This is a genomic window from Affinundibacterium danionis (assembly GCF_042432465.1).
GTDB lineage: Bacteria > Pseudomonadota > Gammaproteobacteria > Burkholderiales > Burkholderiaceae_D > Undibacterium > Undibacterium danionis.
Window position 1 is genome coordinate 309,750 of sequence record NZ_JBHLXJ010000016.1, and the last position, 10,999, is coordinate 320,748.

At 48.1% G+C, this 10,999-nt stretch carries 7 protein-coding genes; 3 read left to right on the forward strand and 4 right to left on the reverse strand.

What is annotated here, in order from left to right; translation table 11 throughout:
• Nucleotides 1-20: 20 nt before the first annotated feature.
• The 4 genes from ACFFJH_RS15850 to ACFFJH_RS15865 all read right to left on the reverse strand — a co-directional run bounded on the left by ACFFJH_RS15850 (nt 21) and on the right by ACFFJH_RS15865 (nt 4,942).
• Complete coding sequence (locus tag ACFFJH_RS15850; protein ID WP_390213905.1) at nt 21-1,577, reverse strand: DHA2 family efflux MFS transporter permease subunit; 1,557 nt, start codon at nt 1,575-1,577, stop codon at nt 21-23.
• A complete protein-coding gene (locus ACFFJH_RS15855) occupies nt 1,577-2,833 on the reverse strand; it encodes an HlyD family secretion protein (protein ID WP_390213906.1) in 1,257 nt (418 codons plus the stop codon). The genes ACFFJH_RS15850 and ACFFJH_RS15855 overlap by 1 nt, the downstream gene beginning before the upstream one ends.
• Nucleotides 2,830-4,356, reverse strand: coding sequence for an efflux transporter outer membrane subunit (locus tag ACFFJH_RS15860; RefSeq protein ID WP_390213907.1), 1,527 nt, complete (start codon nt 4,354-4,356; stop codon nt 2,830-2,832). Before ACFFJH_RS15860 ends, ACFFJH_RS15855 begins: the two co-directional genes overlap by 4 nt.
• 106 nt (nt 4,357-4,462) lie before the next feature.
• Nucleotides 4,463-4,942 carry a MarR family winged helix-turn-helix transcriptional regulator gene (locus tag ACFFJH_RS15865; protein WP_390213908.1) on the reverse strand — a complete coding sequence of 160 codons (480 nt, stop codon included), beginning with the start codon at nt 4,940-4,942 and terminating at the stop codon, nt 4,463-4,465.
• Between the two features lie 339 nt (nt 4,943-5,281).
• Between ACFFJH_RS15865 and ACFFJH_RS15870 the strand changes: the two genes are divergently transcribed.
• The 3 genes from ACFFJH_RS15870 (at nt 5,282) to ACFFJH_RS15880 (ending at nt 10,140) form a co-directional block, all read left to right on the forward strand.
• Nucleotides 5,282-7,723, forward strand: a complete 2,442-nt coding sequence (locus ACFFJH_RS15870) for a patatin-like phospholipase family protein (RefSeq protein WP_390213909.1) — start codon at nt 5,282-5,284, stop codon at nt 7,721-7,723.
• 43 nt (nt 7,724-7,766) lie between these two features.
• A complete protein-coding gene (locus ACFFJH_RS15875; protein WP_390213910.1) occupies nt 7,767-9,434 on the forward strand; it encodes a mechanosensitive ion channel family protein in 1,668 nt (555 codons plus the stop codon).
• Between the two features lie 157 nt (nt 9,435-9,591).
• Complete coding sequence (locus ACFFJH_RS15880) at nt 9,592-10,140, forward strand: thymidine kinase (protein ID WP_390213911.1); 549 nt, start codon at nt 9,592-9,594, stop codon at nt 10,138-10,140.
• The last annotated feature ends 859 nt before the right edge of the window (nt 10,141-10,999 follow it).

Below are 10,999 nucleotides of genomic sequence, written 5' to 3' on the forward strand. Positions count from 1 at the left end.
GCTGCCAACTCTGCACAAGCTTAATGCGCACCACCCGCATCCACTGGACCGCTGGATCTTTTAGGTTTGGTCAGCCACACCAGCGCCACTAATCCTAAGAAAATAAATCCCGCCAAATAAAACAAGTCGGTCGCTGCCATGGTACTGGCTTGCACACTGATATTACGATCAATCACGGCGTACGCCCCCGCTTCTGGCAAACCCGCTTGCTGCAAGTTCTGCATGCCTTGTTGAAAGGCAGTAGAACCCGTACCTATCGCTTCGGTAATATGCGCATGGTGCATGCTGCTACGGCTATCCCACATCGTAGTCATTATTGAGGCACCCATTGCACCAAACATAATCCTGACGAAATTGGATAAACCCGATGCAGCTGGCATTTTATGGGCAGGCTGTCCCGACAAAATAATCGAGGTCAATGGAATAAAAAACATCGCCATCGCCGCGCCTTGAATTAGTGTCGGTATCATCAAACTCATGGTATCGACTTCGGTGTTGAAGCGCGCACGCATAAAAAACACTAGCGCAAAAATGAGAAATGCCATAGACGCGATTTTACGTGGATCGACTTTGGGTAAAATTTTCCCAATGACGGGTGACAACAAAATCGCAAAGACGCCGACCGGTGCCATGACTTTACCAGCCTCGGTAGCGGTATAAGACAACTGAGTCTGCAGCCATAACGGCATGATCAACAGACTGCCGAAGAACAAACCATAACCGACCGAGATCGCTATCACGCCCGCAGAAAAGTTTCGCCCTTTGAACAGCGACAAATCCACAACAGGATGATCTTGTCCGTTTTCCCAAATAATAAAGTAAATCAAACCGACTACCGCAATCACCGTCAAGAGAACGATTTCACCCGAGTTGAACCAATCTAATTCTTTGCCTTTGTCGAGCATCAACTGCAATGCGCCTACCCAGACTACGAGCAGAACCAAACCGACTTTATCTATAGGTAAATCGCGTGTAGCCGATTCGCGGTTGTGATACACCGACCAAGTCGCCCAAGCGGTGAATAAGCCCACAGGGATATTGATATAGAAAATCCACGGCCAAGAATAATTATCTGAAATCCAGCCACCCAACAGTGGTCCCATAATGGGTGCCACCAGCGTAGTCATACCCCAAAACGCTAGCGCCATCGAACTCTTGGCGGGCGTATAACTGCCCAGCAACAGCGACTGTGACAAGGGAATCATAGGTCCCGCTACCGCACCTTGCAATACACGTGCCGCGATCAGTATTTCAATATTGGGCGCCATACCACATAGCCACGACGACAAGACAAATAGCATAATCGAGGCCATGAACAAACGCACTTGGCCGAAGTGTTGGGTCAGCCAGCCAGTCAAGGGAACCGAGATCGCATTCGCCACTGCAAACGAGGTAATAACCCAAGTTCCCTGCTGGGGCGAGACGCCGAGATTACCTGAAATGGCGGGAATCGAGACATTGGCGATCGATGAATCAAGAACATTCATGAACACCGCTAAAGACAGAGCCACGGTACCGACGACTAACTGTGTTCCCTTTAACGGCTCATGGTGTATATGTACTGCAGCCGAACTCATTACTGTGCTTTCGTTGCAGCCACATTGGCTTGCGCTAACTTCTTAAGCGATGCTGATGCCGCTGCCGATACAGAAGACAAATTAGCATGAATGATCTGCGCAATTTTTTTATCAGCGTCTTGACTGCCTTGTTCAAATACCGCGGTCTGATACGCAGGCGTGGAGCGTAGGGCTGGTGTCGCTGCTACCGGTGCGCCTTGTTGCTGAGAGATATTCACCTTCGCATGCATAGACACGCCTATCCGCAAAGGATGGGCTTCTAACTCTTTGGCGTCGAGTGAAATACGCACAGGTACACGTTGCACAACTTTGATCCAATTACCGCTAGCATTTTGCGCAGGTAGTAAGGCAAACGCCGAACCAGTACCAGCTGACATGCCAAGCACTTTGCCGTGAAATTCCACATCACTGCCATACAAATCAGACTGCAAAACCACGTCTTGACCGACACGCATATGGGCTAATTGGACTTCTTTAAAATTGGCATCAACCCATAAAGAATTGAGTGCAACGATGGACATCAAAGGTGCGCCCGGTGCTACTCGTTGTCCCACTTGTACCGAACGTTTAGCGATATAACCGCTCAAAGGTGCTGGTAAAGTGGCGCGGCTTAAGGCCAAACTGGCTTCACGGACTTTCGCAGCGGCACGCAAGACGGAAGGGTGTTGCGCTACATTGGTATTGCTGGTCAATGCATGATTAGCGTTCAACTGTTCTTTCGCTGTCAGCAAGGCAGCCTCAGCGGCTTTAACGCTATTGCGTGCATGTTCGATTTCTTCTTGCGACACCGCGCCAGTACCGCGCAGTTCTTGACGACGCGCCAGATCGGCTTTGGTTCGTTCTACTTCGCTGCTACGCAATGCGATACCCGCTTGCAAACTACTATTATTCGCGAACAAGACACTGACTTCACGCACGGTTTGCGCTAATTGCGCCTCGGCTTGTTCTAGAGCGACTTTGGCATCGGTCTTGTCGAATTCAACCAAGGTTTTACCAGCGCTTACCAACTCAGTGTCATCGGCATGAATCGCCAGCACTGTGCCCGCAATTTGCGGCGTAATCTGCACTACATTACCTGCGGCGTAGGCATCTTCTGTGCTCTCAAAATTACGAGAAAACATACTCCAATAAATTGCATAAGCGATCCCCGCCACGAGCAAGAGTACAGTAACGATGGTCAACAAATAACGGCGTTTGCCGCTTTCAGGATTGGTGCCAGAAGCTGAATTAGTTGTATTTTGTGTAGGAGCGTTCATTGCGCGCCCTCCGATGTCGATTTAGATATTGATGGTAAGGATGTTTGATTTGCTAAAGCAGGAAGGCTAGCTAGTTCTGGATTCATATCGTAGCCACCACCTAATGCTTTGATCAGATTGATCTGACTGTCGCTATAGCGGATAGACAAGTCAGTCGCCAATTTTTGCTGACCGATTAAGGCACTCTTTGCTAGCAAAACAGGGAGTTGATTCGCGATGCCAGCCTCGTAACGTTTCTGCGCTAATTGCACAGTGGCTTGCGCTGCATGCAATGACAGCATTTGTTGTTGCGATTGTTTACTGGCGCCTTGAATATTTTGTACTTGATCCGCGACTTCATGAATCGCTTCAATCAAGCTCTGGTTATAAGTAGCGACTGCCGCATCGTAACTAGCGACTTTCGATGTCAATTGAGCGCGCAAACGATCACCCGCGAAGATAGGCATATGCAATGCCGGACCCGCGCCGACTATCGTGCTACCGCTCTTCACAAAATTATCCAGACCCAAGCTCGACAAGCCGATAAAGGCACTGATACTGACATTAGGGTAAAACTGTGTTCTGGCCAGATCAACCTCTGACTGACCTGCTTCTAGACGCCAACGAGCGGCGACCAGATCAGGGCGCCGTCCCAGTAAATCCAATTGTAAGTTCGAGGGAACTGTAACGTCTGCTTTCAATGACAATTGAGGAATCGCAATTTGCTGACCGCGTTCGGGTCCCGCGCCAAGTAGAGCGGCGAGTTGATTCCGGCTCAAGGCAATGGCTTCGTGCCAACTATTGATTTCATTTTTTAGCGCCGACAATTGCAAAAGACTCTGTTGCACATCGGTCTCATTATCCAAGCCCGCTTTAACGCGGCGCGCCGTCAATCCATCTAACTCTTGGCGCAATTGCAGTTGTTGTTCGCTCAGCGCCAGTTGTTGATATTGACGCGCTAATTGCAACCAAGTACGCGCTATCGCGGTGCTCAAGCTTAAACGAGCACTTTGACGCTCAGCCTCGGCCATTTTTTCTTGCGACAATACCGCACGCAATTCAGCACTATGTTTATTCCAAAAATCGAATTCGTAGCTAGTACCCAGCGTCACAGAATTATCGGTGTCATATGTGCCTGCCAGCGGTGGCGGCACTAAGCCGTGTTCGGTAAAACGTTGGTAAGTGCTACCAGCACTTAACGCTAAGCCTGGTTTTTGATAAGCGCGCACCACCGTACGCAGGGCACGGGCCGCATCGATACGCGTGGTCGCTGCCTGCAAACCCGGATTGTCCGCTAAGGCCGTGTCTATCAATTCTTGTAAGGGCTTGCCACCGATTTGGGTCGCCCATTGGGTGTCGGGCCAGCTATTTTGGGCTTGCGCCAGTTTTTCGACGCCCGTCAGCTCAGCGATGGCTTTCACTGTAGCGTGGCTGGTAATGCCATGCTGACTTGCGCAGGCACTCAGCAAAACCAGTGCGCTCGCCGCTGCCAAAGCCGATAGTCTAGGGCGTTTGGCTGCGATTAAAGAAAACGTTTGTTTCATATCTTGTGTCTTTTGGTTACTCGTTATTGCTCGTTAAATATTATTGCCTAGTCAATTTAATTGCTCTCATTTCTAGCTAAGTACCAACATCTGATCGACTTTTTACTTATTCCTCACCACGAGCCTCAAGCAAGGGACGGTTAGCCAACAGCTTTCTCAGTAAAGACTTGAGAAAACCGATCTCTTCTTGACTAAATCCAGTAAATCCAACTTCCATCACCCCATGAAAAACGGAGGGAATTTGGGCGGCCAGCGCATGTCCGGCATCAGTCAGCTCCAACTTAAAGAGACGTCTATCTTGTTCATCTGCAACGCGCTTAATCCATCCTTTAGAGGCAATTTTGTCTAAAGTACGTTTCATCGCGGCGGCATCGATAAACATATCGCGTGCTAATTCAGCAGCGGTACTACATTTACCGATTGACAACATCATCATCACGCTAGCTTGTGCATGTGTAATGTCGAGGGTGCGCAAAGATTGATCGGCGGACACCGCCAACATAGTGCGCGCCCGCGCCAACAGGTAGCCAACACTGTCTTCAACCTGAGTGACATTAAATTGTAGAGGTGGGGTTTCTTGTTTCATGGCATTAAATAATCATTGACTAGGCAATATTTTAGCGTAAATAATTTTTCCTTGCTTGGAGCCAACAATCACTTACAAAAAATCTAATTGCCGTCTGGCTATAAAGGAAATGTGTCTATGCAAGCCTATGCAGCCCATCCAATCGAGACGACCACGAACATGGTGAATGTTATGATTTGCCAACATTTTTAGAGTGAGCTGGTACGCTTTGACGACATAGCTCGCAAGATCAAAGCGAATTCCGTTAACATGGCTCAACGCACGGATCAACGCCATCGGCAGATAGCCAACCAAGCCACTTTCTCAAACACAACACAGCAAACCACAAGGCTCTCACCTATGAGGACATTTACAGTGACCGACTTGCTTCACTCTCAAGTATCAGCTCAGGCTCAAAAGCTAGTGCGGATTTCACAGAAGCTTGTTAAACAACGCTCTCAATGGCCTACTCAACTCATTTACCTGCTTTGTATCTACACACTCCTAGCAGCCGCACCGACGTTTGCACAAGAAAGCGCGGCCAGCTCGGCAGAACCAATAGTGCCGACAACGCTGACGACGCAGACAGTCCAGCACAGACTACAGAGCCTCGCATCGCATTTATCAAGCTCGCCGAATAAAGCCCATCCCAAGATTTGCCTCGTATTATCAGGCGGTGGCGCACGCGGCTTTGCTCATATTGGCGTGCTGAAGCAATTAGAGGCTTTGCGGATTCCGATTGACTGCATTGCTGGCACCAGTATGGGAGCGGTAGTCGGTGGCTTATATGCATCAGGCTTATCCGCCAAAGAAATTGAAGAACGTTTGATCAAACTAAAATTAAACGACATCGCACTAGACAGAGTAGAGCGCCGTTATCTACCACATGCTTTACGCGAAGAAGACAAACAATACCCTCTGGGCGCGACCATGGGTCTCAGCGCCGACGGCGTGCGCTTGCCAACGGGCGCAGTGCAAGCGACCCAGTTTCTGGAACTATTTCATAACTGGACAGCGCATTTAAAATCCGATGTGGCTTTTGACGATTTGCCGATTCCGTTTCGCGCGGTGGCGACTAATTTGGAAAGCGGCAAAATGGTAGTCTTCGACAAAGGCCCTCTGCATTTAGCGATACGCGCCAGCATGGCCGCACCCGGTGTTTTTTCACCGGTTGAATTGGATGGTAAGCTGCTAGTGGATGGTGGCTTAGTACGCAATTTGCCAGTCGATATCGCGCGTAACATGGGCGCGGATGTGATCATCGCGGTGAATATCGGCACGCCACTATTACCGCGCTCAAACTTATCCTCCCTGATCAATGTCAGTCAACAAATGGTGAATATTTTGACTGAACAAAACGTCGAACAACAAAAGGCACTGCTAACGAGCAAAGACATCTTGATAGAACCAAACTTGGGCAATGTCAGTTTCATGGATTTTGCCCGCTCGACTGAAGCCATTAATATCGGTAATGATGCCGCCGCAGCCATCACGCCGCAATTAAGTCAATTTAGCGTCACATTGGAACACTATGCCGTCCATCGACAACGCGCGGCTGGTGTTGAGTTACCCGCCATCAAAATTGGTTTTGTCGATATCGCCTCCAACGGCATTATTCCTAGCGATGAAATCCGCCGTCAGGTGGATATCGTCGAAGGCATCAACTACAGCGCCGAGGAAATTAATCTCAAACTCGCCAAACTCAATATCACGCGAGAATATGATGGCATCAGTCATGAACTCATACAACGCGATGGGAAATACGGCGTGCGCGTCAATGCGAATGAAAGAAAATGGGGGCCGCATTTTTTACGCTTTGGTTTAGCGCTATCTAGCGGCTTTGAAGGAATAGGTGGATTCCAGCTACAAGTTGGCCATAGGCGGCCTTGGTTAAGTGACAGCGGCCTAGAATGGCGCAACGACATACAATTTGGCAATGCATTAGGACTACGCACCGAATTACGACAACCGTTGTCACGCGTGAATGGCGTCTTACTCGCGCCATATTTTGATATCAAAAATAATGTACGCAATCTCTATGAGGGCGATACACGGGTTGCTGAATACAATTTCAAACATGAAAAAACCGGCGTCGATCTGGTCGGTGAAATCGGTGAACGTGGCAATCTCGGCGAATATCGCTTCGGTTTAGTCGCCAATCAATATCGCATCCGCCCCAAACTAGGTGCGCTGCAAGTCATTACTGGTGGAGGTAACCCCACGGTTGTCACATTACCTCGCGTTGATCTGCAACAGGCTGGCCTCAAGTCCTCATTTGTAATCGATCAGCTCAGCGATGCAGCCTTTCCTCGCTATGGATATGAAATTGGTAGTGAATTATTTCTCGGCATAAATCGCGGCGGCGACAAATACCGTGAATTCAGTTTCAACACCACCTGGGCGCAAAGTGTAGATAGTCACAGCATCAATTTGAAATTCAATGGTGCCGGTTTATTTTTATCCAATAAAGATGTGCGCGGCATCGGCTCTACCTTAGGCGGATTTCAACAATTATCAGCCTACCAGCCAGACCAATTTGCCGGCGATTTTATGCTCTACGCCAGCGCCACCTACTTATACCGCGCCCTCAAATTTGATCTAGCGGGGCAAAGCTTATTTATGGGTAGTAGCTTGGAATTTGGCAATGTCTGGAATCAAGGCAAGGATATTTCATTTAACAACACGCGCAAAAGCCTCAGCTTATTTACCGGTTTTAATAGCTTTATGGGGCCCATGTATTTTGGCGTCGCGATCGCACCGTCTGGCGTGAAGAATATTTTCTTTCAGGTTGGGCGGCAATAATATCTATATCTATTCTGATTTTTTCTTACCAATTTTTTCTACCATGACTAATCAAAAGATCACGATGCAGCTTCGTCGTTTTAGTGCTTGTATTGGAATTGTGGGCTGCATATTAATAACTTCGTGGGCCGCCGCATCCGATATGAATCGCAGCCCTGAGATAGCCTTAGGTGCGCCAACTACGACCGTACACTCTGCAAACAAAGAAGCGACGCTGACAGTGCTTAATCGGGAAATTATTCATTTCCGCAGCACAGTGTTGGGTATTGAGCCTGAAGAACGAGTACGTCGAGCACAGCGCCGTATCACACAACAACTCGCGCAACCAGGGCAACATAAAGTTAATGTCGTCGACATGTCTCCAGGCAAATTGCTACAGATTGATGGCGCCGGAAGTTTTTATATTGCGCCTGATGACATTGATCCATTCCAGCAAGAGACGATCGCCAGCGTGGCCAATCAAGCCGCATCACAGATTAGTTTAATACTCAAAGAAACACAGGAAGGCCGCAGCTTAGATCGCATGTTGCGTGCCTGTGGCTATGTACTTTTGGCGTCAAGTATTTTTGTAGGTTTGCTCTGGATACTATTCAAATTACGTCGCGCGGCCATTGCCAGAATTTTGTCGCTAGCTCGTGATAAGTTAGAAGGTCATCAGCTAATTCAAGCGAAACTAATCAAACGAGACTACATACAAACGGGATTACGCCGAGTATTGCAATGGGTATCTTGGGTATTCATTTTTTTACTCAGCTACGAATGGCTCAGCTTTGTTTTATCACAGTTCCCCTTCACTCGGCCGCTGGGTGAACAACTCAATTCCTATCTCTTAGGTATCGCCGAAACAATAGGTAGCGCTGCAATTAAAGCGATACCTGATCTACTGACCGCCGGGGTCATTTTCTTCCTAGCAAAACTGGTAGTACAGGGGTTCAATTCCTTCTTTGATAGGGTTGAAAATGGGGTCATCACGCTCTCTTGGCTAGCTGCTGACGTCGTGTCACCAACCCGTCGTATCGCCAAAATTGCGATCTGGCTCTTCGCTTTGACCATGGCCTATCCTTATTTGCCTGGCTCAGGTACCGAAGCGTTTAAAGGTGTATCAGTCTTGGTTGGTCTTATGATTTCACTCGGGGCGTCCAGTCTAATTGCCCAAGCCGCCAGTGGTTTAATCTTGACCTACTCACGCATCTATCGCACGGGTGAATTTATTCAAGTGAATGAGCACGAAGGCACCATTACCGAACTAGGCATGTTCACCACAAGATTACGTAACGGCATGGGATTAGAAATCACGCTTCCCAACGCACTGGTATTAGGCAATGTAACAAAAAATTATTCTCGCGCAGTTGACGGACCTGGCTTTGTGGTCGATACCAAAGTCACCATCGGTTACGATACTCCTTGGCGTCAAGTAGAAGCGATGTTGGTTGAAGCTGCGCGCAGAACGAACGGGATTCTGGACGAACCTCGGCCAAAAGTATTTCAGACTGCTCTCTCTGATTTTTATCCTGAGTATTTGTTGATCTGCCAAGCCAGATCCGAAGATCCAGTACCTCGCGCAGAAGTCATTAGCAACTTACATGCAAACATTCAAGATGTATTTAATGAGTACAACGTACAAATTATGTCGCCGCACTATCTAAGTGATCCCGAAAAAGAAAAATTAGTACCAAAAGAGGGATGGTTCCGCGCCCCGGCCAGTGAGTGATAGCCTGCGGTAATAAAAGGATGATACATGCAAGTAACTAAACCAGCTTTATAATGGATATAGATGGCGAAGAAATCGGTTTCAAAAATATATTCTTCAATAATTTACCGAGGATCGCGCATCGAAGTCGTACACAAATAATCACAGGAATACAGAATTGGCTAAGTTATATTTTCGATACTCGGCGATGAATGCCGGTAAGTCCACCGCACTACTACAAGTTGCACACAATTACGAAGAACAAGGGCAGAGCGTGTGCTTATACACCTCCGCTATCGACAACCGCTACGGCGAGGGCAAAATCACCTCACGCCTAGGCCCGCAACGCGACGCAGCCACCTTTGATGCCGACTTTGATTTCTTCGCTAACGCACCCTTAGTCAATTGCATACTGGTCGATGAAGCCCAGTTTTTGTCTCCCGCTCAAGTCAAACAATTACACCGACTCGCTCATGTGCGTGGCATACCGGTTATTTGCTATGGATTACGAAGTGATTTCCTAGGCGAACCCTTCCGTGGCTCTGGCTATTTAATGACATTAGCCGACACCATAGAAGAACTAAAAAACATCTGCACCTGCGGCAAAAAAGCCACCATGAACATCCGCGTCGACGAACAAGGCAAACGCATGACCGCTGGCGAACAAATTGATATCGGTGGTAATGAGCGCTATCAGCATGTTTGTGGTCGGTGTTTTTATCAGTGATCTGATTGTGGATAGCTAGGCTTTGAGGTCGAATTAAAGGTCGAGCTGGATGGCGAACTCGGTCACGATGATGATGGATTCAATTTCCATCTTTAGAACGTATCAAGAGCTAATAGCGTAGAAGATATTCACAGAATGCCATGACCGTTTGCACTTTTAGTTATCATGAATAATGCCATTCAAAGTACGACAAGCGATTGATTCATAAGTTATTTTTTTTTGTGAAATGGTGTTTGTGTTTTTACTACCTATCGGTTATCTTTGCAGCTTGTCAAATTAAATCACGTTAGCCCTCATGAAGAGACCGAAGATACCTGTTGGAGAAAAGATAGCTCTCGCCTTATCTGCGATTGCGCTGCTTGTTTCGTCCTGGTCACTATTAGAAAGTCGGCGCGCCTCAAGTACAGCGCGCTGGACTGAGTTTCGCGCAAGCACTCTCACAACACTAGCGCATCACCGACGCACCTATAGTCAGGTAACATGTTTGTCCCACGCCACAAACACGAAACACGGTCTTGAGGAGTTCGGACGTTTCAAATCCAACCTCGACAATCTTGAGAGCTCTCTCAACCAGTTACGAGGAGCCGATGAGGCCACATTGGCAAAATTTGAGGCACTTCTAGACACAAGCAACGCATCGTTTAGGCGGCTCAACGATGCCGTCACCGAGGTAAAAAGCAACCTCGCCCCTGAACAGCTTAGTAGGGCCACATCTATTTGTGGCAATGAGGGCTAACGAGTAAGGTTAGATCGTGACGCGAAGCGGCCACGATCTGAACCGTTTGTTGGACGAGCCCGATTTATTTGCGTGTGTTTGGGGATGGCTTATGCAAATAGCTTTTGCCTGTTCGCACTGTTG

What these genes read in the sequence shown, in the direction of transcription:
- ACFFJH_RS15850 (WP_390213905.1), bottom strand. Translation starts at nt 1,577, where the DNA reads ATGAGTTCGGCTGCAGTACATATACACCATGAGCCGTTAAAGGGAACA.
- ACFFJH_RS15855 (WP_390213906.1), bottom strand. Translation starts at nt 2,833, where the DNA reads ATGAACGCTCCTACACAAAATACAACTAATTCAGCTTCTGGCACCAAT.
- ACFFJH_RS15860 (WP_390213907.1), bottom strand. Translation starts at nt 4,356, where the DNA reads ATGAAACAAACGTTTTCTTTAATCGCAGCCAAACGCCCTAGACTATCG.
- ACFFJH_RS15865 (WP_390213908.1), bottom strand. Translation starts at nt 4,942, where the DNA reads ATGAAACAAGAAACCCCACCTCTACAATTTAATGTCACTCAGGTTGAA.
- ACFFJH_RS15870 (WP_390213909.1), top strand. Translation starts at nt 5,282, where the DNA reads ATGAGGACATTTACAGTGACCGACTTGCTTCACTCTCAAGTATCAGCT.
- ACFFJH_RS15875 (WP_390213910.1), top strand. Translation starts at nt 7,767, where the DNA reads ATGACTAATCAAAAGATCACGATGCAGCTTCGTCGTTTTAGTGCTTGT.